This is a genomic window from Thermodesulfovibrio hydrogeniphilus, assembly GCF_054657355.1.
The window spans coordinates 864,182-888,141 of sequence record NZ_BAAHYW010000001.1 but is presented as its reverse complement, the minus strand read 5'-3'; the positions used below and the strand labels follow the sequence as shown (position 1 = coordinate 888,141).

At 36.1% G+C, this 23,960-nt stretch carries 30 protein-coding genes and 1 pseudogene; 24 read left to right on the top strand and 7 right to left on the bottom strand.

Features of this window, described 5'->3' with window-relative positions; genetic code table 11:
- Positions 1–228 precede the first annotated feature (228 nt).
- The 3 genes from ACYQ3P_RS04495 to ACYQ3P_RS04485 all read left to right on the top strand — a co-directional run bounded on the left by ACYQ3P_RS04495 (position 229) and on the right by ACYQ3P_RS04485 (position 2,673).
- Positions 229–408: a hypothetical protein gene (locus ACYQ3P_RS04495; RefSeq protein WP_460176745.1), complete on the top strand. Its 180-nt coding sequence runs from the start codon at positions 229–231 to the stop codon at positions 406–408.
- 62 nt (positions 409–470) lie between these two features.
- Positions 471–2,006: a sigma-54 interaction domain-containing protein gene (locus ACYQ3P_RS04490; protein WP_460176744.1), complete on the top strand. Its 1,536-nt coding sequence runs from the start codon at positions 471–473 to the stop codon at positions 2,004–2,006.
- A complete protein-coding gene (locus tag ACYQ3P_RS04485; protein WP_460176743.1) occupies positions 1,990–2,673 on the top strand; it encodes a type 1 glutamine amidotransferase in 684 nt (227 codons plus the stop codon). The genes ACYQ3P_RS04490 and ACYQ3P_RS04485 overlap by 17 nt, the downstream gene beginning before the upstream one ends.
- Positions 2,674–2,739: 66 nt before the next feature.
- On the opposite strand, the gene ACYQ3P_RS04480 is transcribed toward ACYQ3P_RS04485, so the two are convergent.
- Positions 2,740–2,868, bottom strand: a complete 129-nt coding sequence (locus ACYQ3P_RS04480) for a hypothetical protein (protein ID WP_460176742.1) — start codon at positions 2,866–2,868, stop codon at positions 2,740–2,742.
- A 96-nt stretch (positions 2,869–2,964) separates the two neighbouring features.
- Between ACYQ3P_RS04480 and cimA the strand changes: the two genes are divergently transcribed.
- Genes cimA through ACYQ3P_RS04460 form a run of 4 tightly spaced genes read left to right on the top strand, consistent with a single transcriptional unit; the run spans position 2,965 to position 5,802 of the window.
- The gene (gene cimA, locus ACYQ3P_RS04475; RefSeq protein WP_460176741.1) at positions 2,965–4,548 is read left to right on the top strand and encodes a citramalate synthase; all 1,584 of its coding nucleotides are present in this window, start codon (positions 2,965–2,967) and stop codon (positions 4,546–4,548) included.
- Positions 4,549–4,881, top strand: a complete 333-nt coding sequence (hisI, locus tag ACYQ3P_RS04470; protein ID WP_460176740.1) for a phosphoribosyl-AMP cyclohydrolase — start codon at positions 4,549–4,551, stop codon at positions 4,879–4,881.
- A 15-nt stretch (positions 4,882–4,896) separates the two neighbouring features.
- Positions 4,897–5,238, top strand: a complete 342-nt coding sequence (locus ACYQ3P_RS04465; protein WP_460176739.1) for a histidine triad nucleotide-binding protein — start codon at positions 4,897–4,899, stop codon at positions 5,236–5,238.
- A gap of 6 nt (positions 5,239–5,244) precedes the next feature.
- Positions 5,245–5,802, top strand: a complete 558-nt coding sequence (locus tag ACYQ3P_RS04460; RefSeq protein WP_460176738.1) for an NUDIX hydrolase — start codon at positions 5,245–5,247, stop codon at positions 5,800–5,802.
- Positions 5,803–5,834: 32 nt separating this feature from the next.
- Here ACYQ3P_RS04460 and ACYQ3P_RS04455 read toward each other — a convergent pair whose 3' ends face one another.
- Complete coding sequence (locus ACYQ3P_RS04455) at positions 5,835–6,017, bottom strand: ferredoxin (RefSeq protein ID WP_460176737.1); 183 nt, start codon at positions 6,015–6,017, stop codon at positions 5,835–5,837.
- Positions 6,018–6,100: 83 nt separating this feature from the next.
- Between ACYQ3P_RS04455 and ACYQ3P_RS04450 the strand changes: the two genes are divergently transcribed.
- From ACYQ3P_RS04450 to ACYQ3P_RS04410, 9 genes are all read left to right on the top strand, one after another.
- A complete protein-coding gene (locus ACYQ3P_RS04450; protein WP_460178048.1) occupies positions 6,101–7,357 on the top strand; it encodes a glutamate-5-semialdehyde dehydrogenase in 1,257 nt (418 codons plus the stop codon).
- Positions 7,354–7,974 (top strand): nicotinate-nucleotide adenylyltransferase, encoded by a 621-nt coding sequence (gene nadD, locus ACYQ3P_RS04445; protein WP_460176736.1) that lies wholly within the window; start codon positions 7,354–7,356, stop codon positions 7,972–7,974. Before ACYQ3P_RS04450 ends, nadD begins: the two co-directional genes overlap by 4 nt.
- Before the next feature lie 4 nt (positions 7,975–7,978).
- Positions 7,979–8,884 carry an AAA-type ATPase lid domain-containing protein gene (locus tag ACYQ3P_RS04440; RefSeq protein WP_460176735.1) on the top strand — a complete coding sequence of 302 codons (906 nt, stop codon included), beginning with the start codon at positions 7,979–7,981 and terminating at the stop codon, positions 8,882–8,884.
- 89 nt (positions 8,885–8,973) lie between these two features.
- Entirely contained in the window at positions 8,974–9,339 is a 366-nt protein-coding gene (rpsF, locus tag ACYQ3P_RS04435) for a 30S ribosomal protein S6 (RefSeq protein ID WP_460176734.1), read from the top strand.
- 1 nt (position 9,340) lies between these two features.
- Positions 9,341–9,727, top strand: coding sequence for a single-stranded DNA-binding protein (locus ACYQ3P_RS04430; protein WP_460176733.1), 387 nt, complete (start codon positions 9,341–9,343; stop codon positions 9,725–9,727).
- A gap of 9 nt (positions 9,728–9,736) precedes the next feature.
- Complete coding sequence (gene rpsR, locus ACYQ3P_RS04425) at positions 9,737–9,970, top strand: 30S ribosomal protein S18 (RefSeq protein WP_460176732.1); 234 nt, start codon at positions 9,737–9,739, stop codon at positions 9,968–9,970.
- Positions 9,967–10,248 carry a DUF507 family protein gene (locus ACYQ3P_RS04420; RefSeq protein WP_460176731.1) on the top strand — a complete coding sequence of 94 codons (282 nt, stop codon included), beginning with the start codon at positions 9,967–9,969 and terminating at the stop codon, positions 10,246–10,248. The genes rpsR and ACYQ3P_RS04420 overlap by 4 nt, the downstream gene beginning before the upstream one ends.
- A complete protein-coding gene (locus ACYQ3P_RS04415; protein ID WP_460176730.1) occupies positions 10,245–10,523 on the top strand; it encodes a DUF507 family protein in 279 nt (92 codons plus the stop codon). The genes ACYQ3P_RS04420 and ACYQ3P_RS04415 overlap by 4 nt, the downstream gene beginning before the upstream one ends.
- Positions 10,524–10,838: an HNH endonuclease gene (locus ACYQ3P_RS04410; RefSeq protein ID WP_460176729.1), complete on the top strand. Its 315-nt coding sequence runs from the start codon at positions 10,524–10,526 to the stop codon at positions 10,836–10,838. It begins immediately after the preceding gene.
- Here the strand turns inward: ACYQ3P_RS04410 and ACYQ3P_RS04405 are convergent.
- Both ACYQ3P_RS04405 and ACYQ3P_RS04400 read right to left on the bottom strand, forming a co-directional pair.
- Complete coding sequence (locus ACYQ3P_RS04405; RefSeq protein WP_460176728.1) at positions 10,835–11,698, bottom strand: cation diffusion facilitator family transporter; 864 nt, start codon at positions 11,696–11,698, stop codon at positions 10,835–10,837. The genes ACYQ3P_RS04410 and ACYQ3P_RS04405 overlap by 4 nt on opposite strands.
- Before the next feature lies 1 nt (position 11,699).
- On the bottom strand, positions 11,700–12,389 hold the full coding sequence (locus ACYQ3P_RS04400; RefSeq protein WP_460176727.1) for an N-acetylmuramoyl-L-alanine amidase-like domain-containing protein: 690 nt from the start codon (positions 12,387–12,389) through the stop codon (positions 11,700–11,702).
- A 15-nt stretch (positions 12,390–12,404) separates the two neighbouring features.
- On the opposite strand from ACYQ3P_RS04400, the gene ACYQ3P_RS04395 reads away from it, so the two are divergent.
- Entirely contained in the window at positions 12,405–13,226 is an 822-nt protein-coding gene (locus ACYQ3P_RS04395) for a hypothetical protein (protein ID WP_460176726.1), read from the top strand.
- Here ACYQ3P_RS04395 and dksA read toward each other — a convergent pair.
- Entirely contained in the window at positions 13,213–13,584 is a 372-nt protein-coding gene (gene dksA / locus ACYQ3P_RS04390; RefSeq protein WP_460176725.1) for an RNA polymerase-binding protein DksA, read from the bottom strand. The genes ACYQ3P_RS04395 and dksA overlap by 14 nt on opposite strands.
- A gap of 1,221 nt (positions 13,585–14,805) precedes the next feature.
- Between dksA and ACYQ3P_RS04385 the strand changes: the two genes are divergently transcribed.
- The 5 genes from ACYQ3P_RS04385 to acs are packed head-to-tail and all read left to right on the top strand — an operon-like array spanning position 14,806 to position 21,241.
- Positions 14,806–16,683, top strand: coding sequence for a DUF294 nucleotidyltransferase-like domain-containing protein (locus ACYQ3P_RS04385; protein ID WP_460176724.1), 1,878 nt, complete (start codon positions 14,806–14,808; stop codon positions 16,681–16,683).
- A 2-nt stretch (positions 16,684–16,685) separates the two neighbouring features.
- A complete protein-coding gene (locus tag ACYQ3P_RS04380) occupies positions 16,686–17,378 on the top strand; it encodes a 3'-5' exonuclease (RefSeq protein WP_460176723.1) in 693 nt (230 codons plus the stop codon).
- A gap of 13 nt (positions 17,379–17,391) precedes the next feature.
- Positions 17,392–17,691: a DUF485 domain-containing protein gene (locus tag ACYQ3P_RS04375; protein WP_460176722.1), complete on the top strand. Its 300-nt coding sequence runs from the start codon at positions 17,392–17,394 to the stop codon at positions 17,689–17,691.
- Positions 17,688–19,229, top strand: coding sequence for a cation/acetate symporter ActP (gene actP / locus ACYQ3P_RS04370; RefSeq protein ID WP_460176721.1), 1,542 nt, complete (start codon positions 17,688–17,690; stop codon positions 19,227–19,229). Before ACYQ3P_RS04375 ends, actP begins: the two co-directional genes overlap by 4 nt.
- A gap of 44 nt (positions 19,230–19,273) precedes the next feature.
- On the top strand, positions 19,274–21,241 hold the full coding sequence (gene acs, locus ACYQ3P_RS04365) for an acetate--CoA ligase (protein WP_460176720.1): 1,968 nt from the start codon (positions 19,274–19,276) through the stop codon (positions 21,239–21,241).
- A gap of 185 nt (positions 21,242–21,426) precedes the next feature.
- Here the strand turns inward: acs and ACYQ3P_RS04360 are convergent, their stop codons facing one another.
- The gene (locus ACYQ3P_RS04360) at positions 21,427–21,870 is read right to left on the bottom strand and encodes a hypothetical protein (protein WP_460176719.1); all 444 of its coding nucleotides are present in this window, start codon (positions 21,868–21,870) and stop codon (positions 21,427–21,429) included.
- A gap of 131 nt (positions 21,871–22,001) precedes the next feature.
- On the opposite strand from ACYQ3P_RS04360, the gene ACYQ3P_RS04355 reads away from it, so the two are divergent.
- Positions 22,002–22,385, top strand: a complete 384-nt coding sequence (locus ACYQ3P_RS04355; protein ID WP_460176718.1) for a transposase — start codon at positions 22,002–22,004, stop codon at positions 22,383–22,385.
- Between the two features lie 40 nt (positions 22,386–22,425).
- Positions 22,426–23,103, top strand: a pseudogene (locus ACYQ3P_RS04350) (IS256 family transposase); the annotation flags it as partial.
- Between the two features lie 40 nt (positions 23,104–23,143).
- Here the strand turns inward: ACYQ3P_RS04350 and ACYQ3P_RS04345 are convergent.
- A complete protein-coding gene (locus ACYQ3P_RS04345; protein ID WP_460176717.1) occupies positions 23,144–23,950 on the bottom strand; it encodes an IS1634 family transposase in 807 nt (268 codons plus the stop codon).
- Between the last annotated feature and the right edge of the window lie 10 nt (positions 23,951–23,960).

Sequence of the window (23,960 nt, the reverse complement as noted above, 5' to 3'; positions counted from 1 at the left end):
ATTGTTTCAGAACCTCGTCCTTCGCAATGACTGAGGAGGAGTCATTACGAGGTATGATAACATGTCAAAGCAATCTCAGTAATTTTGGGACTGTCGCGAACCTAAAGAGTAACAATGACGGAAAGGCGGGAAGCCTGTCTAAAGCCGTAGGTGTTTCAACCATTCGCAATTACCCAAAAATAGCGATAGACACTCGTCACTGCGAGCCCCCCTGTTGCGAGCGATAGCGTGGCAATCTGGGGCGAAGCAGTCTCTAATAAGGCTTTATTGAAAAATAAAGTAGAGATTGCTTCGCATCCTTCGGATGCTCGCAATGACAGCAAAAAATACTTAATTTTCAAATGGTTATACCAATTTTTGGATTTCTATTTCTATTTTTGGGAATTAAACTTTAATCGCAAAATTTAGGTTGAAGATAACAGACAAAAATGTTATAATATATCTATCGGCAACTAATTGCCGTTCCGAATATGGAAAAATATGAAAACATAGAATTAAAGGCGCTTTTTGAGGTAAGCAAAGTTCTTACTTCTTCTTTCAATCTTGAGGAAAACCTTTACTCGGTTCTTGAGATTCTGTCTAAGATGCTTAATATGAGAAGGGGGAGCATATTTCTCTTTGACAAAAAAGAAGAGGAGATAAGAATTGTTGCTGCCTATGGTCTTTCAGAAGAGGAAATGAAAAGAGGTAAATACAGAGTTGGTGAAGGAATAGTCGGCAAAGTTGTTGAGTCAGGATTGCCGATGTTTATTCCAGACATTGAAAAAGAGCCTCAATTTCTTAATAAAACAGGAAGCAGACCTAATAAAAAAGGCATCTCCTTTTTATGTGTCCCAGTAAAGATAGAGGAAGAAATCTTTGGTGTGCTTTCTGCTGATAGAATTTATGATGAAGAGCAGGGAGATGTTGATGATGACCTCAGAGTGCTATCAATTGTAGCTTCTCTTATCGGACAGTTTCTAAAACTGTGGGAAATTTATAAAACTGTGGAAGATGAGAATATAGTTTTAAGAGAACAGCTGAGGGACAGATACAACTTTCCAAATCTTGTTGGAAACTCTCCAGCCTTTCAGGCAGTTTTAAAGACAGTGATGAAGGTTGCAGGCACAGACGCAACTGTGCTTCTTCTTGGAGAGTCTGGCACAGGCAAGGAGTTAATTGCAAAGACTATTCATTTTCAAAGTAAAAGAGCAAAGGGACCATTTGTTGCAATCAATTGTGCTGCAATTCCTGAAAATCTTCTTGAGGCAGAGCTTTTTGGCTCTGAAAAAGGAGCATTCACTGGAGCTGTGAAAAGAATTGGTAAGTTTGAACAGGCAAATGGAGGGACAATATTTCTGGATGAAGTAGGAGAACTGCCACTTTCCCTTCAGCCAAAGCTTTTAAGGGTTCTTCAGGAAAGATTGGTGGAACCTCTTGGCTCAACAAAGGCTGTTCGGGTAGATGTAAGGATTATATCTGCGACCAATAAAGACCTTTCTGAGGAGATAAGAAAAGGAAATTTCAGGGAAGACCTTTTCTGGAGGCTTAATGTGATTCCCATATACATTCCACCGTTAAGAGAAAGAAAAGAAGACATTCCATTGCTTGTTGATTATTATCTTAAAAGCTTTAGTAACATCTACAAAAAATCTGTATCCATTGATGAAGAGGCACTAAAAAAACTTGTCTCCTATGATTGGCCTGGAAATGTAAGGGAGCTTGCAAATACAATTGAAAGACTTGTCGTAATGTGCGATAGCAACAAAATAAAAGTCTATGACCTGCCTGACACAGTTAGAGGTGTTTTTAAAGTAAGAGCAGAATACTCTGGAGAGCTGAAGCTTCCAACAGAGGTTGAGGAACTTGAAAGGATAAGGATAATGGACACACTTCCTAAATATAACTTCAACATAAGAAAAACTGCCCGAGCTTTAGGGCTGACTGAGAGGCAACTTAATTACAGAATTAAGAAGTATGGCATAATTATAAGAAAGGGAGCAGCATTAAATGATAGCGATAATTAAAAATGTAAAAAGTGAGGGACCGGGTACAATACAGGACTATCTTGATGAAAAGAGTTTGCCATATAAAATTTTTGAAGCTGAAGATGGAGAACTTCCTTCCACTCTTGAAGGCTTTAGCTGTCTTGTTGTAATGGGTGGACCGATGGGCGTTTATGAGATGGAGCAATATCCCTATTTAAAAATTGTCTCAAGGCTCATTAGGGAAGCAATTAATAGAAATTTGAAAGTTCTTGGAATATGTCTTGGTGCACAACTCATTGCACACACTCTTGGAGCAAGAGTTTACAAAGGGCACGGAGAGGAAATAGGATGGCATGATATAGAGCTTACTGGAGATGGCTTAAGAGACCCACTTATGATTGCCCTTGCAAAGCATCCTTCAGTTGGTGATATATGGAGAAAGTTCAAAGTATTTCACTGGCATGGAGATACTTTTGATTTGCCCTTTAATACCTATCATCTTGCAAAATCATCTCTTTACGAAAATCAGGCATTCAGATACAATAATAATGTCTATGCTTTTCAGTTTCATATTGAGGTAAAAGAAGAGCTCCTTCAAGAATGGTTTGAAGACCATCCCAAGAAGGAGCAGTTTTTAAAAGATTCAAAAATTCTTATTGCAGAATATACCGAAAGGGCAAAAAATTTCTATAAAGCGTTTTTCTAATAATCACTTAAACAGATCATTTTTTATAAAACCTCTGTAAGTCTATCATTGTAAGTCTCACTTAAGTTAAGGCGTGGTAGTCCCTTTTCCTTTATGCCCCTTTCTGTCATTGCGAGCATCCGAAGGATTCGAAGCAATCTCTACTTTGTTTTTCAATAAAGCCTTATTAGAGACTGCTTCGCCCCAGATTGCCACGCTATCGCTCGCAACAGGGGGCTCGCAGTGACGAGTGTCTATCTCTATTTTTCTGATAGAAGTAACAGTAGCATTTTTGATATAATTATTTTTAATATGAAAAAGATTGAAATATATGATACAACCCTAAGAGATGGCTCTCAGGCTGAGGATATTTCCTTTTCACTGGATGATAAGATAAAGATTACTGAAAAATTAGATGAATTAGGAGTTGATTACATAGAGGGAGGATGGCCTGGTTCAAATCCAAAGGATGCTGAGTATTTCAAAAAGATTAAAAAAATTAAGCTAAAACATGCAAAGATAGTAGCATTTGGAAGCACCCACAGACCAAAAATTAGTGTTGAAAATGATGCCAATGTAAAATCTTTAATCTCAGCTGAAACAGAAATAATCACGGTATTTGGAAAAAGTTGGGATTTTCATGTAACCGAAGCTCTTAAAATTTCCCTTGAGGAAAATCTACAATTAATTTACAACACTATTAGTTATCTTAAAAAATATGCTCAAAAAGTATTTTTTGATGCAGAGCATTTTTTTGACGGATATAAGGATAACCCAGAATATGCGATAAAATGTCTAAAAACCGCAGAAGAGGGAGGAGCAGATTGTCTTGTGTTATGTGATACAAATGGTGGTACTCTTCCCTATGAAGTTGAAAAAATCTTCAAGGATGTCAGGCAACATACTAAAGCTTCATTGGGAATGCATGCCCACAATGATTCTGACTGTGCTGTTGCAAACTCAGTTGTAGCTGTTTTAAATGGAGCTGTTCATGTGCAAGGCACAATGAACGGATTTGGTGAAAGATGCGGGAATGCAAATCTTTGCTCTGTAATCCCTAATCTTCAGCTTAAGTTGGGATACAAATGCATTAATGAAGAAAATCTCAAGAGACTAACTGAAATCTCAAGATTCGTTTATGAAATTGCCAATTTAACGCCCTTTAAAAGACAGCCATTTGTAGGAGAGAGCGCCTTTGCCCATAAAGGCGGAGTTCATGTTAGTGCAATCAGAAAAAGACCTGAGACATACGAACATATAAGACCCGAGCTTGTTGGAAACAGACAAAGAGTTTTAGTTTCTGATCTCGCTGGCAGAAGTAACATTTTAAAGAAGGCTGAGGAGTTTGGAATTTCTCTTGAACCCAACTCACCAGATGTTCAGGCAATAGTAGACGCAGTAAAAAATTTAGAAAGCGAAGGATTTCAATTTGAAGGCGCTGATGCATCCCTTGAACTTTTATTCAGAAAAGCTTTGGGATTAAGAAGAAAATTCTTTGATTTGATAGGTTTCAGAGTCATAGATGAAAAAAGAAAATGGGATGAACCAACCTTAAGTGAGGCAACAATTATGGTTAAGGTTGGCAAAAACATAGAGCATACCGCAGCAACAGGAAATGGACCTGTAAACGCCCTTGACAACGCCCTCAGAAAAGCTCTTGAAAGATTTTATCCTGAGCTTAAGCGTGTTAAACTTAAGGATTACAAGGTTAGAGTTGTAAATTCAGGAAGGGGTACTGCTTCAAAGGTAAGAGTTTTGATTGAATCAGGAGATGATGAAACCACTTGGAGCACTGTTGGAGTTTCAGAAAACATTATTGAGGCTTCTTGGCAGGCAATTGTTGACGGAATTGAGTATAAACTTTATAGAGAAAAGATGAAAAAAGGAGAAAATTAAATGATTCCTGAGCTTAAATTTGATGAAAAGGGCTTAATTCCTGCAGTGGTGCAGGAGATAGACACTAAAGAGGTTTTAATGGTTGCCTATATGGATGAGCAAGCTTTAAAAATGACAATAGAGACAGGATATACTCATTTTTGGTCTCGTTCAAGACAAAAATACTGGAAAAAAGGTGAGACTTCAGGTAATGTTCAAGAAGTAAGGGCAATTTATTATGACTGCGATGCAGATTGCCTCCTTGTAATGGTTAAACAGCATGGCTCTGGAGCATGTCATACAGGAAACAGAACTTGTTTTTATAGAGAAATTCCATTGAAAAAAAATACTTAAAAAGGGCTTTTTGATATGGAATGCATATTCTGCAGAATCGCAAGAGGTGAGATTTTAGCAAAGAAAGTTTATGAGGACGATAGGGTTTTGGCTTTCCATGACATTGCTCCTCAGGCACCTGTTCATATTTTGATTATTCCCAAAAAGCATTACTACAATTTACTTGAGCTTGAAGAGGAAGATAAGGAATTGGTTGGGCATATTTTTCTAATAGCAAATAAGATTGCAAAAGAAATGGGATTTGATAAGCGAGGATTTAGAGTTGTTGTAAATTGTAACAGGGATGGAGGACAAACAGTATTTCATCTTCATTTTCATCTGCTTGCTGGCAGACAGATGCACTGGCCTCCGGGGTAATACTCCATGAATATAATCAACAAGGAAGTCCTCTGGCAGGGAAGATTTCTAAGAATAGTTTTAATATCTTTCATAGACAAGGATGGAAATCTTAGAAAATGGGAAGCTGTTGAGAGAATTCATAGTAAAGGTATTGTTATAGTGATTCCAATAACAACTCATCAAGAATTTGTTTTCATTCGTCAGTTTAGACCAGTATTTGGTGGATATGTCATAGAATTTCCGGCTGGGCTGAATGATAAAAAACAAGAACTGATAGAAGTGGCAAAGCGAGAGTTAATTGAAGAAACAGGGCTTATGTCAAATGATATTATTTTTCTTGCAGAAGGACCTGTATCCTCAGGGCTTTCAACAGAAGTTCTCACAGTATATGTGGCAAAAAATGTTACAGAAGCACCTGAGGATTTAAAAAAGCTTTACCCTCCAGATGATACGGAAAACATAGAAGTTTTTAAAGTCCCCCATGAAAAGGCTTTTCAATTTTTGGAACAACAAAGACTCAAAGGTGATTTAATTGACCTAAAAATATACGGATTTATTGAGCTTGCAAGGAAGTTTATTTAAAAAAGGGTAGAGCAAAGCTCTACCCCAAATGATTACTCAAATCTTATTGCCTGTGATGGGCAAAGGTCTGCAGCTTGCTGACAATCACATGTGTTGCATTTGTCTGGTCCAACAACCCAAGCCTTGTCATCTCTCATTTCAAAAACTTCAGGACATACTTCTGCACAGCTTCCACATCCTACACAAAGATCATAATCAACTACTGGTGTTGCCATAAAACATACCTCCTTTTTTGATTTATTTTTATAAATATACCAAAAAAAGTTAAAATATGCAAATATAGATTTTGAGGAGGTGAATTTATATGAAGGATAAGGTCTTATCTAAGGCATTGGAAGCAAAAGAGGCTTCAAGATTTATCGCTAAGGCTTCATCGGATTTAAAAAACAAAATAATCCTGAGAATGGCTGACTACATTAAGAGAGACAGTAAGCAACTCATTGATGCCAACAGAGCTGATGTAGAAAATGCTGAAAAAAAGGGACTTACTAAAGCTCTAATTGACAGGCTAACATTAACTGAGAAAAGAATTTCTGAAATGGTAAAAGGGCTTGAAGAAGTTGCAGCACTACCTGATCCAGTAGGCGAAATTACAAAAATGTGGCTAAGACCCAATGGAATGAGAGTTGGACGCATGAGAGTTCCAATAGGAGTTATTGGAGTTATATATGAGGCAAGACCAAATGTTACGGTTGATGTGACGGGTTTGTGTCTTAAGGCAGGAAATGCCGTTGTCCTTAGAGGTGGTTCTGAGGCTTTGAATTCAAATGTAGCCCTTGTCAATATCTTGAAAAAAGCTTTAAAGGATGAGGGAATGCATGAGGGAGTTGTAACTTATATAGATATTCCCCAAAGGGAAGCAGTGCTTGAGATGATAAAGCTTGAAGGAATAATTGATTTAATTATTCCTCGCGGTGGAGAAGGCTTAATAAGAACTGTCACTGAAAATTCAAGAATTCCGGTGCTGAAGCACTACAAAGGCGTTTGTCATGTATTTGTTGACAGAGATGCTGATTTGAAAATGGCAGAGGAGATATGCTTTAATGCAAAAGTTCAAAGACCTGCAACCTGTAATGCAATGGAGACAATGCTTGTGGATGAGGCTGTTGCAGAGAAATTTTTACCTGTAATGCTTAAAAGATTTGAAGATGCTGGAGTTAAACTTAAAGGATGTCTGAAGACAAAGGCAATTTATCCAAATGTTGAAGATGTTCAAGAAGATGATTTTTATAAGGAGTATCTTGACTTGATTTTGAATGTTAAAGTTGTAAAAGACATTGATGAGGCAATTGAACATATTACAAAGTATGGTTCAGCCCATTCAGATTCAATAGTGACAAAGGACTATGACAAGGCAATGAAATTTCTCAAAGAGGTTGACTCCTCAGCAGTATTTGTTAATGCCTCAACAAGGCTTAATGACGGTTATCAATTTGGACTTGGTGCTGAAATAGGAATTTCAACAGATAAAATCCATGCTCGTGGACCTATGGGACTTGAAGAGCTTACTTGCACAAAATTTATAGTTTTTGGAAGTGGTCAACTTAGACAATGAAAATAGGACTTTTTGGGGGCACTTTTAATCCAATTCATTACGGACATTTAAGGGGTGCTGAAGAGGTAAGGGAATTTTTTAATTTAGATAAGATAATATTTATTCCTGCTGGCAACCCACCCCTTAAATCATCAGATATCGCAGATTCTTTGCATAGATTTAAGATGACGGAAATTGCGATATTGGGAAATCCTTATTTTGAAATATCCGATTATGAAGTAAAAAATGAAGGTCCTTCATATTCAATAAAAACAATAGCTTATTTTAAAAAACTTTACGAAAGCCACACACTTTTTTTTATAATGGGTGTTGATTCTTTTTTAGAGCTGCGCCTCTGGCATAAACATTGGGAGCTATTAAAAATGATAGATTTTATAGTTATGTCAAGACCCGGCTTTAATAATTTTGAAGAATCAGAATTCATAGCCTGTAAAGAAAAAGATGGATGCTACAGAATAAAAAATTCTGAGAAAAGAGTTTTTTATCTTGAAATACTTCCCTGTGCTATTTCGTCCTCTCAACTAAGAGAACTGATACGTAGAGGCAAAAGCATCCGATATCTCGTTCCAGACAGAGTAATGGAATACATAAAAGAAAATCAACTGTATCGGGAGTAGAACTATGAGACTAAATTTACTGCCCATCAATGAATGCTTTATTAACATGATACCCCTATCAAAGGTTTACAAAAGTCAAGCTATGCAGAACTTGTTACAACAAATTGCAAAAATTCCTCTTGAAAATACAGTTTTATTTGTCTATGGAGAAACAGGCACTGAAAAGGACTATGTTGTAAAAACAATCCTTAAGAATCAGCCTCAATCTGAAATTCTTAGAATTTCAGGACAATTAGCCAAGAAGGTGCAATCCCTAAAAAGCGAAAATATTATTTATCTCATAGAGAATTTTGAAAACATGGATTTATCTTTTCTCAGTGATGCCCAGATGAAATTTAAATGTGCTATTTTTATATCAGAGCTTGATTTTGAAATTCTCTATAAAGAAGGCAAAATCAACGAGACAGTTTATGGATTTTTATCTAAATCCCATAAAATTTATATTCCACCTTTAAGAGAGAGAAAACAGGATGTAATTCCTCTTGCTTTGTATTTCCTACAGGAAATATCAGATTTTTTAAAAATTCCGACTAAAGAACTATCTAAGGAAGCAAAGGATTTGATTGCTGAACATACATGGAATGGAAATGCCTATGAATTAAAACAGTGCCTTGCTAAAGCGTGTATTTTAAGCAAGCATAAAAAAATAACAACAAAGGATTTATTTGGTGCTTATGATGATAAGCTTTCAATAAAAAGCTTTCTGGAGCAGAAAATTGGAGGTCTGCTGAAGGATTTTGGACATATTAAAAACTCAAATCTTTACGATACAGTCATTCAAGAAGTAGAAAAAGCACTTTTTGCATTAGCGCTGAATGAGACAGGAGGAAATCAAGTCAAAGCTTCCAAGATTTTAGGCATAAACAGAAACACTTTGAATAAAAAATTGAGACATTATGGTTTGATTTAAAAATTATAAATATGTTATAAAAAATATTGTATTTGCTCCATGCTCTTCTTTAAAATTGGAAGGGCTTAATACCCATATGGAGGTTATTAATGACAGAAAATTTTTATGAACAGGTAGTCTTGCTTGTACCAACTCTTTCTGAAGAGGAAGTGCAGGAGGCAATCAAGAAAATTTCCAATCTAATTGCTGACAATGCAGGAGAAGTTTTAAAGGTTGAAAACTGGGGAAAAAGAAAACTTGCGTACAAACTTAATAAGCAGGCAATGGGATATTATGTCCTGTTTTTGTTTAAAGCCCCTTCTTCAACTATAAAAAAGATTGAAGACTTCTATAAGGTTTATGATCCTGTGTTCAAATTTATGATTGTAAAACTTACAGAAAAGCAGATAAAGGCTTTGCCTCCTGAAATAAAAGGCATACCTGTAGAAGCATCAGAGATAGTCTCACAGGCATAAAATGTTTAACAGAATAATACTCATAGGACGTCTTACAAGAGACCCTGAGATAAGATATACACCTGCAGGTGTGGCGGTAGCTACAGTTCCAATAGCTGTAAATTCCAGATACAGACAGGGTGAAGATTTTAGAGAAGAAACCCTTTTCATTGATGCTGTAGTATTTGGAAAACAGGCGGAGACTTGTACGCAATATCTTAACAAAGGAAGAATGGTACTTGTAGAAGGACGTCTCAGAGAAAGACGATGGGAGCATGAGGGACAAAAGAGAAGTAAGGTTGAAGTAATAGCCAACAATATAAGATTTTTATCCAAAAAAGAATCTGCGGATAGTCCAGAAATGGACCAGATTCCACCAGAAGAATATACAGATTTAGAACCATTTTAAGGAGGAGAAATGGCACAGGCAACACAAAAGAGATTTTTTAGAAAGAAATACTGCAAGTTTTGTGCTGAGAAGATTGAGTTTATTGATTACAAGGATGCAAAAATGCTCAGAGGTTTTATGACTGACAGAGGTAAAATACTATCCAGAAAGCAGACAGGCACTTGTGCAGCTCATCAGAGACAATTAACAAAGGCAATTAAAAGAGCGAGATCAATAGCATTACTCCCATATGAGGAAAGATGAGAATTCCTAAAACTTGGGTTCCTTATATAGCAAAAACAATAGTTGAAAATTTACTAAAAAAAGATATGATAGAACCCACAGTCCCTCAAGAGCAACTTCTTGAAGAAGCTGAAAAGCTTATTCTTGATGAGTTGATGGTTGAGGATAGATTAAACGAAGAGGTTAGGGAATTACTAAAAAATTTTGAGGGAGAGATAGAAAAGGGCAAACTTGATTACAGAAAGCTTTTTGAAATGACAAAACAGAGACTCGTAAAAAAGAGGAATTTAGTTCTATGATGTTGTCCGATGAAAAAATATCCCACACATCCCATGTATTGTTTAATGGATTGAAAGAAAAGGGACTTATAAAATTAAAAGTTGATGAGCAGGAAGTAAGAAGAGAAATAAAAAGAAGCTTTATTAATGCCCTAAAAAAGGGCGAAGAGATTGATGAGATAGTAAAGAGAAAGCTTCAATCCTTTTCCAAAAAGCTCGTTGAAGGAAGTCCTGAATGGAATGTCCTTTACAATAAGTTTTTTGAAGAGGAAAATAAAAAAAGATTTAGCCGTTAAATGGAAAAATTCATCCCCTCTGTTTCAGACGATGAAATAAAGAGAGAAAAGCAAAGAGCAAAAATTTTAAGAAAATCCTCATGGTGGCGTAAAAAGATATCAGCTGGTAGATGTTACTACTGTGGAAAGAGTGTACCACCAGATGAATTAACAATGGACCATATAGTTCCATTGATTAGAGGTGGAAAATCAAGCAAAAGTAATATTGTTCCTGCTTGTAAAGAATGTAACAACAAGAAAAAATATCTTCTTCCCATAGAGTGGGAAGAGTATTTAAAAGAGATTGATTCATCGGACCCTGAAAAAATTCTTTAATTTTTCTTGCCCGGTTCTACATGAACAATAACATCCATTACATCTGGAAATTCTCTTTTTATAATCTCTTCCACCCTTTCAGCAATTCCATGACCTGCTTGGACTGTGATAGAAGGGTCAACTTTAATTGTTAAGTCCACAAAAATTTGTCCACCTGTTCCTCTTGTCCTAATATTTTGACAACTTTGAACGCCTTCACAGGAGTTTAGTAGTTTCTCAATGTTAGAACTTTCAATAATAGCTTTATCAATAAGAATATCAGTAGATTCTTTAATTATACTGAATGCCTCTTTTGCAATAAGAACTCCAATTATCAGTCCTGCAATTGAATCTAAAATATAAAATCCTGATTTAATGCAAAATATTGCAAATATTATCCCCAGAGTTATAAAAATGTCTGTTTTAGTGTGAGAGGAATCTGCAATTAAAAATTCGCTTTTTAGCTGTCTTCCTTTCCTTCTTTCATATGCAAAAACAAATATATTAATAATTAAGGTAAAAATCAGAACAACAAATGCTCTCTCGTCTAACTCTGGTGTTTTTGCCTTTACCAGTGCTTCATATGCTCCTTTTAAAATTTCTAAAGCAGAAGCTCCCATAAGCACGCCAATAAAGACAGCGAATACAGTCTCATACTTTCTATGCCCGTAAGGATGCTCTCTGTCTGGTGGTTTACTTGCAAGATAAGTTCCGATAAGTCCTCCGATATTGCTTACTCCATCAAAGAGCGAATGGAAACCATCTGAGTAAATAGCAAGAGAATTAACCATTAATCCATAAGTGATCTTAACGGAAGAGACAAAAATATTGAGAAAAAGAGTGATTAATAGGACTTTTCTGATTTCTCTTGTTCTTTTCATTTTAAATAGGCTTATACAGTATTATACCTTCTTTGTCTTTGATATATTCTACAAAATCCACATCCACAACTTTGCCTTTTATGCTTGACGCATGTCTTAAAATCAAATTTTTCTCCTTTATCAATATTCCAACATGTTTTACATCAAGCCCTTGCATTGATGTATAAAATCCACAGTAATAAACTGAATCCAATTTTTTAACTATGTCAAGAAAAGAAGAAGTTGGAATGTATATTATTGTCCTTTTTTTTATGGGCAATCCTTCTATCCAATGCTCATTTTCATTTTTTTTGTTTAATACCTTTTCAACATGTTTGCAAAAGCTCTCTCCAAGTTTTTCAGTAAAAATTTCAACAGTTTCAAGGCTGTTCCAATCAGTAAAAAAGTGTCTTCTCTTTTTAAAGTCAACTTTTCCGTTGAAGTATCTTACTTTTTTAAGATTTTCAATAAAATCATTAATGTTTTCAGATACTCTTATTGCTTCAACATATTCAATAAAAGTCATGCAATCAACACCTTCAAAGTCAACAGTTAAAATTTCTTCAGTTTCTATACTTCCAATAAGCGAATTTTTCTTGTATGGCAAACCTAAAAAATACTTTGATATTTGGCAGATTTTCTCTTCAGTATTTAATCCTGAAATTTCTTTGCCCATTGAATTTAGGTCAATTTTACCTGTTTTAAATATCATATGTTATGATAAAACATGCAAATTATTGATATCCACTTTCACGGAACAAAAAATATTGATGTAGAAGAAATAAACTCTCCTGAGCAGATAATAGAGATAGCTGAAGAGTATGAAGAAATTGAAGGTTTTCTTTTGGCAATTTATCCTGATGAAATAAAAAAAATGAGGCAAAAATTATCTTACATAAAAAAAGCTATGCAGATGCAAACTTCAGGAACAAAAATTATAGGTGCCTATTTGGAAGGACCATTTTTAAATCCAAAAAAATCAGGTGCATTAAAAATCGAGCATTTTCTTTTGCCAGATATTGATAAGTTAAAGCAACTTATTGATGGATATGAAGACATAGTAAAAATAATCACAATAGCTCCAGAACTGCCCAATGCAATCAGGCTAATAGAGACTTGCGCTCAGATGGAAATCATAGTGAGCATGGGACATTCAGATGCTACTTTAAAGGAAGCCTATGAAGGCTTCAGAGCTGGAGCTCGGCTTATTACACATCTGTTCAATGCAATGCGGGGAATTCATCATAGAGAAATAGGAATTGCAGGTTTTGGCTTAATTAATCAGGAGATTTACATTGAAGTCATAGGAGATGGAAGACATTTAAGCGATGAAATTTTGAAATGGATATTTGAAATAAAAAATCCTGATAGAATAATCCTTGTCTCCGATATGGTAAAAGACAGCGGTGATGAGCAAAAAATAAAAGGTGGAGACATGAATTTACACAGGATAAAAGAAAGACTTCTATCATTGAATTTTGATCATGAGAAAATCTATAATGCAGTCTATAAAAATCCGAAGACTTTATTGGGACTTAACTCTCTTTAAGCTTCTCTTCTTCTTCCTGTTCTTGCTTACATTCAATGCATAAATCTGTAACAGGTCTTGCTTTCAGTCTTTTAATAGGGATTTCAGCTCCGCAAGATTCACAAATTCCGTATGTACCGTTTTCAATTTTTTCAATGGCTTTTTCAATTTTTTTCAGAAGTTTTCTTTCTCTGTCCCTTAGCCTCAGTAAAAAACTTCTGTCAATTTCTTGAGATGCGATATCCCCAATCTCAGATAAATTTGAATCAGAGGGAAGATTGGATTTCATAATTCCAGCATCAATAAGAATTTGCTCCTTTTGTTTTAACAAAAGCTTTTTTATTTCCTGTATTGCTTCATTCCTTGATTTATCACTCATGAATCACCCTGCCGTTTTCTTTTTAATTTACTAACTTATCACAAAAAACATTAAACAGTCAAATTTTTTACCCACCCTAAAAATAACGATAGACACTTGTCACTGCGAGCCCCCTGTTGCGAGCGATAGCGTGGCAATCCGCAACATCGTCACTGCGAGCCCCTCGATGTGGCGAAGCAGTCTCTAATAAGGCTTTATTGAAAAATAAAGTAGAGATTGCTTCGCATCCTTCGGATGCTCGCAATGACAGCAAAAAATACTTAATTTTCAAATGGTTATACCAATTTTTGGATTTCTATCTCTATTTTTCGGTCCACCTAAATTGGGCGATTCTTAACCATCATTACGAGCGTTTTTTTTTTTTTCGTCATTGCTAACATTTTTCTCGTCATTGCGAGCGAAGCGAAGCAATCTCGCCGTCATAGTGCTATAGAGCGACAGTGCTACAGAGCGATAGAACTTATTTTAGGAAAAGTTTGCTTCAGCATCCTTGCGGATGCCAAAGCAATGACGCCCTATTTCGTCACTGCGGGATCCCTGTTGTGAGCAACAGCGTTGCAATTACCCATATTGTCACTGCGAGCCACTCAATGTGGCGAAGCAGTCTCTAATTGGTGAATGGTGATTGGTGGATGGTGAATTTTAGATTTTGGATTGTTTGTTATTAGAGTATTTCCTATCATTGTAATCTTTTCCTTTTAATTGGGAAGTACTTTAGTACTGAAGTAGTTTCGTCTTATTTATCCCCCAAAACAAAAAAGAGATCACTTCGGCTTGCTTCGCAAGCCTCGTGATGACGAAAGAGGATGTCATTGCGAGGGTCTTTTTTTATCCGTTATTGCGAGGATGCGTCACTTCCTCGTCATTGCGAGCGTCAGCGAAGCAATCTCTTCTTTTTCCTTTAATAAGGAAAGGGATTGCTTCGCAGTGCTTTGCCCTGCTCGCAATGACAGGAGGAGGTATAAAAAGAGAGATTGCCTCGCCTCACCTTCGGTGAGGCTCACAATGACTGAATAGGGACCCTCGGACTGCTCGCAATGACACCTGAGAAACGCATAACTTAGTTTATAGACTAATTAGATTACCTAAATAAACATTATTTGTTACTTTTAGTAACATATTTTTCAAGGCATTTTTAACAATCCATTGATTTTCAGTGCGTTAGCTTTGGCATCCTTATTGCATTTATATTTTTTCATGGTAAAAATAATTGAGGATATTATGGATTTTCTTAAATCTGTTCCGCCCTTTGAATTTTTAAGTGATGAAGCGATCAATGCAGTTGCAGTAAAGACTTCTATGGACTATTACCCGAAGGGAACTCATATTCTTCTGCAGGATGGTTCTCCAAGTGAATTTCTCTATATTGTTAAAAAAGGAGGAGTTAAGGTTTACAGAAGAGTTGAAAACGAAGAAATTGTAATAGACTACAGAAGCGATGGAGATAGTTTTGGATTTGTATCTTTAATGAGTGGAGACAAATCAAGGGCAAATGTTGTTGCAGTTGATGATACGATTTGTTATTTAATTCCAAAAGAAACTATTCTAAATCTCATGAGCAAATATCCAGAGGTAAGAGATTTTTTCCTAAGATCATTCACTAACATCTATTTAGACAAAGGATACAAAGCTGAGCAATACAAAAGAACATTAACCTATACGGTAGACAAGATTCTTTTTACTACTCCGATTGAAGACATTGCTACTAAGGATGTCATATCTGTTCCAGAAAATACTCCCATCAGGGATGCTGCCAAAATAATGTGTGAAAATTCCATAAGCTCTTTGATTATCATGGACAATCAGGGTATTCCAGTTGGGATTATTACTGACAAAGATTTGAGAAGAAAGGTAGTTGCATCAGGAAGAAATGTTGACGAGCCGATTAAAAACATAATGAGCTATCCAATTATCAAGATAGATGCAAAGGATTTTTGCTTTGAGGCAGTTGTCAAGATGCTTAAATACAATATTCATCATCTATTGGTTATAAAAAATGGTGAAATAGGTGGAATTATAACAAACCATGATATCATGATGCTACAAGGACTTTCACCGCTTACAATTGTGAGAGACTTAGAGATTCAGCAAAATGTAGAGGGATTAATTAATGCTTCTGCTCAAATAAACTTAATTGTCGGCAATCTCCTCTCGCAGGGTGCTAAGGCAAGCAATATAACTCGTATTATTACTGAGATCAATGACAGGATTGTAAGAAAAATTATTCAGTTTGCAGAAAGAGCACTCGGACATCCACCAGTGCCTTACTGCTGGATTGTGCTTGGTTCTGAAGGGAGAAAAGAGCAAACATTTAAAACAGACCAAGACAATGCTCTTATATATGCTGATCCACCTGATAAACAGCAAGAGGAAGTAAAAAAGTATTTTATGGAATTCACGAAATATGTAACAGATAATCTTTTAAAATGTGGATTTCCTCCATGCCCCGGGAATATAATGGCAAGTAATCCCAAATGGTGTCAGCCCTTGAAGATTTGGAAAAAATATTTCTCCCAGTGGATTTACACTCCTAAAGGTGAACATATAAGTCTTTCAAATATATTCTTTGATTTTAGAGCCATTAATGGAGACATTTCCCTTGCTGAAGAACTCAGAGATTATCTTTTGGGAATTGTGAAAGAGCAAAAGGTGTTTTTAGGCTATTTAGCTAATCTTGCGGTCAGAAACAAGCCACCTCTTGGATTTTTTAAAACCTTTGTTGTTGAAAAAAGTGGAGAGCATAAGGATAAGCTCAATTTGAAAATCAAAGGCATTGCACCAATAGTTGATATAGTTAGACTTTTTAGTCTTGAAAAGGGAGTAAGGGAAACATCTACCCTTGAGAGAATTGAAGCCTTGAGACCAAAACACTCTGTGGTTACTGAACATGCCGATGAAATAATTCATGTCTTTGAATTTCTTATGCTTTTAAGAATAAGGCATCAATACGAGCAGGTGCTTCAAGGAAAAATGCCCGATAATTTCATAGACCCAGAGTCTCTCAGCAATCTTGAGAAAAAATTGCTTAAGGAGACATTTCAACTGATATCCAAATTGCAGGACATCCTCATTGAGAGATACAAATTGATGATTATATAGTAATGCTTAAATTTTTTAAGAAACATAAAGAAAAGATAATTATTTCCGAACAATTAATCGCTGATACAGAGTTTGTGGTGGTTGATACAGAACTTACAGGTTTGAATGAATTCAGAGACAACATAATAGCAATAGGTGCTATAAAAATGACAGGGAAGGCAATAAAAATGGGAGAAATATTTTATAGAACAGTGAGTCCGAATACAACTAAATTTAGAAAAGAAAGTATCATGGTTCATGAGATTACTCCATCTGAGTTACAATCATGCCCAAGTATAGAGCCCATTCTAAAGGAATTTTTGTCTTTTTCAAAAAATTCCATATTTGTTGGTCATTGCCTTGATATTGACCTTTCATTTCTGAAAAGAGAGATTAGAAAAACTCTAAACTCAAATTTCGATCCCTTTGGTATAGATACACTACTCATTTATAGATGGTTGATAAAAAAAGGTATTCTCGAGGAAAGTTTTAATCAAAAAAGTTCTCTTGAGGATGTTGCTCTATCTTTACATATTGAAGCTAAGGAATTGCATGACGCCCTTTCAGATGCTTTTATTACAGCTCAAATTTTTCAAAAATTACTTAGCTATCTCTCAGAACTCAAGATTTACAAAGTTGGAGAGCTAATTAACATAGGTTCTAGCAAAGATTTAAATACAAAATTTTCAACCAAAAAAGAAGCTTATCATTTTTAAAGGAGGAAGTTTTATGAGGAAAGGAATTTTAAATTCCGAGGAATTTAAGGAGATTGTGAGGGGTAAAAATGCCATATCAATAATCCTGACTATCCTAGAATTATTAATCTATTTTGGTTTTATTTTGCTAATCGCCTATAATAAAGAATTTTTGAGCCAAAAAATCTACGGACCTGTAACAGTTGGTATTCCAGTGGGCATAGGAGTAATATTGATGAGCTGGGTGCTAACAGGAATTTATGTTCTTTGGTCTAATAAGATTTATGATGAAAAAGTTTCAAAGATGAAAGAGAAAATTGGAGGTGAATTATGACAGAAACTGTACTTGGACAACCAACGTTCACAGGCATAGCATTTTTCTTACTTTTTGTCGCAGCTACTTTATATATAACCTATTGGGCTGCAAGAAGAACAAGAACAACAGCAGAGTTTTATGCAGCAGGAAGAAGCATCACAGGACTGCAGAATGGATTAGCCCTTGCTGGCGATTATATGTCTGCTGCAAGCTTTCTTGGAATTGCCGGGCTTGTCTCATTAAGGGGATATGATGGATTAATTTACGCTGTTGGTTTCCTTGTTGGATGGCCAATCATTACTTTTTTGATTGCAGAGCCTCTCAGAAACTTAGGTAAATACACATTTGCAGATGTTGTTGCATACAGACTAAAGCAAAGACCAATAAGAACAGCTGCAGCTACAGGTGCATTGATTACTGTTTTACTTTATTTAATTGCACAGATGGTTGGTGCCGGTTCCCTGATAAAGCTGATGTTTGGACTGCCCTATGAGATTGCAATAGTTATAGTAGGTACATTGATGATTGCTTATGTTTTATTTGGAGGTATGTTGGCTACGACATGGGTTCAGATTATTAAAGCGGTTTTATTGCTTGGTGGAGCAACTATATTAGTTTTTCTCACACTTTATCAGTTTGGTTTTAATTATTTGGAGATGTTTTCAAATGTAACACAAAAATATGGTGAAAAATTTGTCCAACCAGGAGGATTAATTACAAATCCTATTGATGCGATCTCTCTTGGAATTGCTCTCATGTTTGGAACAGCAGGACTTCCTCATATTTTAATGAGATTTTATACAGTGCCTGATGCAAAGGAAGCAAGAAAATCTGTTTTTTATGCCACCGGTTTCATAGGTTATTTCTATATACTGACCTTTACCATAGGATTTGGCTCAGCAGCTCTTGTTGGACAAGAAATTATCAGTAAAATTGATAAAGGCGGAAATATGGCTGCACCACTTCTTGCTGAAGCATTGGGTGGAGAGATATTCTTAGGATTTTTGGCAGCTGTTGCTTTCGCCACCATTTTAGCTGTTGTTGCTGGCCTTACACTTGCAGGTGCTTCAGCTGTAAGCCATGATATATATGTTGGAGTAATAAAGAGAGGTAGGGCAGATGAGAAACAAGAAGTCAAGGCTGCCAAAATAGCTACCCTTTGTCTTGGATTTCTTGCTATAATTCTTGGAATTCTCTTTAAAGGGCAGAATGTAGCTTTTATGGTTGGGCTGGCATTTGCAGTAGCTGCTTCTGCTAACTTTCCTGCGCTTTTTATGTCAATATTCTGGAAGAAATTTACCACTCAGGGAGCTATATGGAGTATATACACAGGACTGTTTTTGAGTGTTTTTTTAATAATTCTGAGTCCCACAGTTTGGGTTGATATATTAAAAAACTCTCAGCCAATATTTCCTTTAAAAAATCCGGGCATAGTTTCTTTCTTCGGTGCTTTTGTTGCTGGAATTATAGCTTCTTGGCTGACCAAAGAAAAAGAAGCAGAAGAGAAGTTTGAAACAGAAAAAATAAGGTCATATATAGGCATAGGTGCAGAATAGAATGAAAAAAATGTTAAAATTAATAGAAAAAAAGGAGGTAAGCTATGACACAAGGAATTGATGTTTTGCTTAAGGAGCAGAGGGTATTCCCTCCACCAAAGGAAATTTCAGAGAAAGCCTACATTAAAAGCATGCAGCAGTATGAAGAGATGTACAAGCGTTCTGTTGAAGACCCCGAAGGTTTTTGGGCTGAGATTGCTGAGCAGAACATAACATGGTATAAAAAATGGGATAAAGTATTAGATTATGATTTTGAAAAACCCTACATAAAATGGTTCATTGGCGGTAAGCTAAATGCTTCTTACAACTGCCTTGACCGTCACATAAATACTCTCGGCAATAAGGCAGCATTAATATGGGAAGCAGATGATGGAGAGGTAAAAACCTACACTTATTGGCAGCTTTACAGAGAGGTTAACAGATTTGCCAATGTTCTAAAGAAATTGGGAATTAAGAAGGGAGACAGGGTTGCAGTTTATCTTCCAATGATTCCTGAGCTCCCAATAACTCTTCTTGCATGTGCAAGAATAGGAGCAATTCATAGCGTAGTTTTTGCAGGTTTTTCAGCCCAGTCATTGAGAGACAGAATTAATGACTGTGGAGCAAAGCTTCTTATAACTGCCAATCAAGGAGTAAGGGGAGGAAGATTTGTTCAATTGAAAGCAAATGCAGATGTAGCACTGGAAGGTTCTCCATCAGTAGAGAAAGTCATAGTTGTTAAAAGAACTCCTAACTATGTTGACATGGATCCATCAAGGGATTTTTGGTGGCATGACCTCATGAATGACCCTGAGATAAAGAACTATTGTGAACCAGAGGTTATGGATGCTGAAGACCCTCTATTTATACTCTATACATCAGGCTCTACAGGAAAACCAAAAGGAGTGCTACATACAACAGGTGGCTACATGGTTTATACAAATATCACATTTAAATGGGTATTTGATTATAAACCTGAAGAGATTTTCTTCTGCACTGCTGATATAGGATGGGTTACAGGTCATAGCTATATAGTTTATGGACCTTTAAGCGCAGGAGCTACATCTCTAATGTTTGAAGGAGTTCCAACATATCCAAATCCCGGAAGATTTTGGGATATAGTTGACAAACACAGGGTCAATATCTTTTACACAGCTCCAACAGCAATAAGAGCACTAATGAGAGAGGGAGAAAAATGGCCCAATATGTATGACTTATCAAGTCTGAGGATTCTTGGAACAGTCGGAGAACCTATCAATCCAGAGGCATGGATTTGGTATTACAAATATGTTGGAAGAGAGCGTTGCCCAATAGTTGATACATGGTGGCAAACTGAAACAGGCGGATTTATGATAACACCCCTTCCCGGAGCAATGACTCTTAAGCCCGGCTCAGCTTCAAGACCATTTTTCGGTGTTGTACCGAAAGTCGTGAAAGAAGACGGCTCACCTGCGGGAGTCAATGAAGGTGGTTATCTTATAATAGAAAAACCTTGGCCCGGAATGTTAAGAGGAACATGGGGAGACACTGAAAACAAAAGAATAAAGGAAGTCTATTTCTCCCGATTCCCTGGCAAATACTTTACAGGCGATGGAGCAAGGGTAGATGAAGACGGTAATTATTGGCTTATGGGAAGAATTGACGATGTTATTAATGTGTCTGGGCATAGAATTGGAACAGCAGAGGTTGAATCAGCCCTTGTTGCTCATCCTGCTGTTGCAGAAGCAGCGGTCGTCGGATTTCCACATGATATAAAGGGTGAAGGAATTTATGTTTATGTTGTTCTTAAAGAAGGACATGAGCCATCAAAGGAGCTTGAAAAATTACTCGTATCCCACATTAGACAGATGATTGGACCTATAGCTACTCCAGATAAAATTCAGTTTGCAGGAGGACTTCCAAAAACAAGAAGTGGCAAAATCATGAGAAGAATTCTTAGAAAAATAGCTTCTGGTGCAGTTGAGGAACTTGGAGATACCTCCACACTTGCTGATCCTTCTGTCGTTGAAGAACTCGTCTCAGGAAGAAAATAACATCATAAAATTTCAAAAGAAGGGAGAGACTATTCATCTCTCCCTTCTTCCTTTCTCTAATTTTTATCCGCCCATGCAATTAATGTTACAGTTATTTATTTTAGAGCAACATACAGTGTTTTTATCTTAACCCCACTTCATCAACTTTTGAATAAAAAATTTTTAAAATCAATGAGTTATAATTTTTAGATTAGCCTACAAAATTCTCTCGCACTTTCGTAAGTTCTGAAAATCTTATCCCCTACTCCCAATATTCTAAGTATCTTTTTATGTTCCTCCTTAGCTTTGCTCATAATCCTTATTTTCTCCCCCTCTATCTCAAAACCTCCTATCCCTATCTCATAAAATTTGTCCAAACACTTCTTCAGACTGTTTTCTTTGCTCTCCCTTAACCATCCTTTCTCCTTCAACTCATCCATTAGCCTGTTTAACACTGTCTGGGCTACCACACATAAAAATATATGCGTCCTTACTCTCCTGTCTTTATAATGATATATCGGTCTTATCTCTACAAAATCCTTTAACTGCTTGAATGCATCCTCCACTGTCTGTAATTCCTTATACTGCCTCTCTATCTCTTCATCTTCTTCCTTTATTAATGTCGTCTGCAAAATATACTTCCCACACATATCATATGCCTTCTTTATAGCTTCTTGCTTTGCTATTATCTGAAATCTGCCTTCTTCGTATCTGAAATCATAATAAGGAGGTTATAATAAAATTGTGTCTATTGTGCAGATATTTTTTGGATTAGAGGAAAATGGGAACTAAAAAGAATAATAGCACAAAAAAAACAATTTATGGAATAACCTTAAAAAAGGAGGAATGGGAAGTGATAAGGCAGTTTGGGCTTGAAAATTTTATTAAAGAAATTGCAGAGATGCCACCTCAGGAAAGCATTAAAGTTTTAGCTGAGATGCTTTTTAATTTATTGATGAAGAAAGAAAGAGATTTTTTTGTAGAGGCAGACTCTGACAACAAATCAAATGGGTTTTATCAAAGACAGCTCGGATGTATGTTTGGAAATTTAAATTTGTCAGTGCCAAGAGACAGACAGGGAAGATTTCGCTCCGCAGTGCTACCACCTCATTGGAAAAGATTTGACAAAGATTTTGAGGATTTCATCCTAAATCTGATTCTGTAGAGTTATTCTCCATCAAAAATCAAAAGTCTTCCAGAAAAGCATGAATCTTCCATATTCTCCTGAGCAAATAGAGGAGTTAAAAGAGGAGTTATACAGTAAAGCAAAAGAATTAGTAAGCCGAGAACTGCCTTCTGATTGTTTTGCCCTATTTTGTGATGCATATCATACAGAGATGAAGGATGAAAGCAGAAGAATTCGTAAAGCAGTCATCTATACGGTTTTAGGGATAGATATGCAGATGAAGAAAGATTTGTATGGGTATTATGTTTTTATTGGCTCAGAAAACAAAGGAGATTGGCTCAAGATATTTAACAATCTGATTAGCAGGGGATTGAGGAGAGTAATGATAATTGTCTCTGATGATTTTCCAGGGCTTAGTGAGGCTGTAAAGACCTTATTTCCTCAAACTGACCATCAACTTTGCCTTGTTCATATGCAAAGAAATATTTACAAAAATATGTCAAAGGCTGATGCAAGGCAGTTTAGTGAAGAGATTAACAGAATAAAACACATAGGCGATTATGAGGATACTGTCAGGGAATTTGAAGATGTGCTAAAGAGATTTGAAAAGAAATATCCTGCCTATATAAAGATGCTAAATAGCAAGAAGGAGAATTATTTTTGTTACAAGAAATATCCAGAAGAGATAAGAAAGCACATATATACAACGAATGCGGTAGAGAATATAAATAGCAGGCTGGAAGTCTTAAGGGTAAACTCTGGAGGGTATTTTCAATCTGAGAAAACTGCATCAGTGGCTATATATGTGATAGTAGATAAAATAAGAAAAGGCAGATGGAGCAAACCGATGGCTGTATCTCGTGGGGTATTGTATGAACTTCAACAAATGTTTCAGATGAGATTTGCGCATGAGACACAAAATTCTTGACAACTGTCTCTATAACATCAAAATGCACTGGAAATTTATTCTCGTTCAAACATAAACACAACAATACTTGCTTTTTATCGGGCTTCCCATCCCTTGAGTATCCATATCTTGCAAGCCCCAGAGGTCCTTGACCCTCAAAGTATACTGAGGTAATATCATAAAGCAACAACTTTGTCCCTTGTGCTCCTGTCTTATAAAAATCATCTAACACATTATCCATCTTCTCATACAACTTGTCCATTGCCCTGTATATCTCATTTACATGCATATCCTCTTCCCTTAAATCAAACAGTTCCATAAAACCACTTCTTCGTATCCATCCCACTGATGCATACTTACTCCTTGGCTCTATTATCCTGTTAAGCACTACTGCCAAAAGCAAATCTCTTACCTTCTTTGGAAAATGCCTTAACCATCCCAGAAATCCTATCTTCATCATAAATCCTAACAGTAACAGTATATGCCCTACTGAAGTTGCATCCTCAAAAAACTTGTCTTTGTCCACTACAACCTTTTTCTCAGGTGACTTAAGCAGTTGCCTTATTTTGGAAATAAGAGGCTCACCTAAGTGAGTGATATTGGCAATTTTTTCATGCCTAACCTTTTTAGTTTTTTTGTCTCTGTAAGCTTTAGATATTTCGTAGGTTTTGTATTTTTTACCTTTTTTGTTGACCAAGATTCTTTTA

Excerpts from the sequence above, each read along its gene's own strand:
- ACYQ3P_RS04410 (WP_460176729.1), top strand. The coding sequence starts at position 10,524 with ATGGAAAAATTCATCCCCTCTGTTTCAGACGATGAAATAAAGAGAGAA.
- ACYQ3P_RS04380 (WP_460176723.1), top strand. The coding sequence starts at position 16,686 with ATGCTTAAATTTTTTAAGAAACATAAAGAAAAGATAATTATTTCCGAA.
- ACYQ3P_RS04460 (WP_460176738.1), top strand. The coding sequence starts at position 5,245 with ATGAATATAATCAACAAGGAAGTCCTCTGGCAGGGAAGATTTCTAAGA.
- ACYQ3P_RS04465 (WP_460176739.1), top strand. The coding sequence starts at position 4,897 with ATGGAATGCATATTCTGCAGAATCGCAAGAGGTGAGATTTTAGCAAAG.
- dksA (WP_460176725.1), bottom strand. The coding sequence starts at position 13,584 with ATGAGTGATAAATCAAGGAATGAAGCAATACAGGAAATAAAAAAGCTT.
- ACYQ3P_RS04360 (WP_460176719.1), bottom strand. The coding sequence starts at position 21,870 with ATGTGTGGGAAGTATATTTTGCAGACGACATTAATAAAGGAAGAAGAT.
- ACYQ3P_RS04420 (WP_460176731.1), top strand. The coding sequence starts at position 9,967 with ATGAGAATTCCTAAAACTTGGGTTCCTTATATAGCAAAAACAATAGTT.
- ACYQ3P_RS04485 (WP_460176743.1), top strand. The coding sequence starts at position 1,990 with ATGATAGCGATAATTAAAAATGTAAAAAGTGAGGGACCGGGTACAATA.
- ACYQ3P_RS04355 (WP_460176718.1), top strand. The coding sequence starts at position 22,002 with ATGGGAACTAAAAAGAATAATAGCACAAAAAAAACAATTTATGGAATA.
- ACYQ3P_RS04430 (WP_460176733.1), top strand. The coding sequence starts at position 9,341 with ATGTTTAACAGAATAATACTCATAGGACGTCTTACAAGAGACCCTGAG.
- ACYQ3P_RS04400 (WP_460176727.1), bottom strand. The coding sequence starts at position 12,389 with ATGATATTTAAAACAGGTAAAATTGACCTAAATTCAATGGGCAAAGAA.
- ACYQ3P_RS04405 (WP_460176728.1), bottom strand. The coding sequence starts at position 11,698 with ATGAAAAGAACAAGAGAAATCAGAAAAGTCCTATTAATCACTCTTTTT.
- ACYQ3P_RS04490 (WP_460176744.1), top strand. The coding sequence starts at position 471 with ATGGAAAAATATGAAAACATAGAATTAAAGGCGCTTTTTGAGGTAAGC.
- rpsF (WP_460176734.1), top strand. The coding sequence starts at position 8,974 with ATGACAGAAAATTTTTATGAACAGGTAGTCTTGCTTGTACCAACTCTT.
- rpsR (WP_460176732.1), top strand. The coding sequence starts at position 9,737 with ATGGCACAGGCAACACAAAAGAGATTTTTTAGAAAGAAATACTGCAAG.
- hisI (WP_460176740.1), top strand. The coding sequence starts at position 4,549 with ATGATTCCTGAGCTTAAATTTGATGAAAAGGGCTTAATTCCTGCAGTG.
- acs (WP_460176720.1), top strand. The coding sequence starts at position 19,274 with ATGACACAAGGAATTGATGTTTTGCTTAAGGAGCAGAGGGTATTCCCT.
- nadD (WP_460176736.1), top strand. The coding sequence starts at position 7,354 with ATGAAAATAGGACTTTTTGGGGGCACTTTTAATCCAATTCATTACGGA.
- ACYQ3P_RS04375 (WP_460176722.1), top strand. The coding sequence starts at position 17,392 with ATGAGGAAAGGAATTTTAAATTCCGAGGAATTTAAGGAGATTGTGAGG.
- ACYQ3P_RS04395 (WP_460176726.1), top strand. The coding sequence starts at position 12,405 with ATGCAAATTATTGATATCCACTTTCACGGAACAAAAAATATTGATGTA.
- ACYQ3P_RS04455 (WP_460176737.1), bottom strand. The coding sequence starts at position 6,017 with ATGGCAACACCAGTAGTTGATTATGATCTTTGTGTAGGATGTGGAAGC.
- ACYQ3P_RS04385 (WP_460176724.1), top strand. The coding sequence starts at position 14,806 with ATGGATTTTCTTAAATCTGTTCCGCCCTTTGAATTTTTAAGTGATGAA.
- cimA (WP_460176741.1), top strand. The coding sequence starts at position 2,965 with ATGAAAAAGATTGAAATATATGATACAACCCTAAGAGATGGCTCTCAG.
- actP (WP_460176721.1), top strand. The coding sequence starts at position 17,688 with ATGACAGAAACTGTACTTGGACAACCAACGTTCACAGGCATAGCATTT.
- ACYQ3P_RS04415 (WP_460176730.1), top strand. The coding sequence starts at position 10,245 with ATGATGTTGTCCGATGAAAAAATATCCCACACATCCCATGTATTGTTT.
- ACYQ3P_RS04440 (WP_460176735.1), top strand. The coding sequence starts at position 7,979 with ATGAGACTAAATTTACTGCCCATCAATGAATGCTTTATTAACATGATA.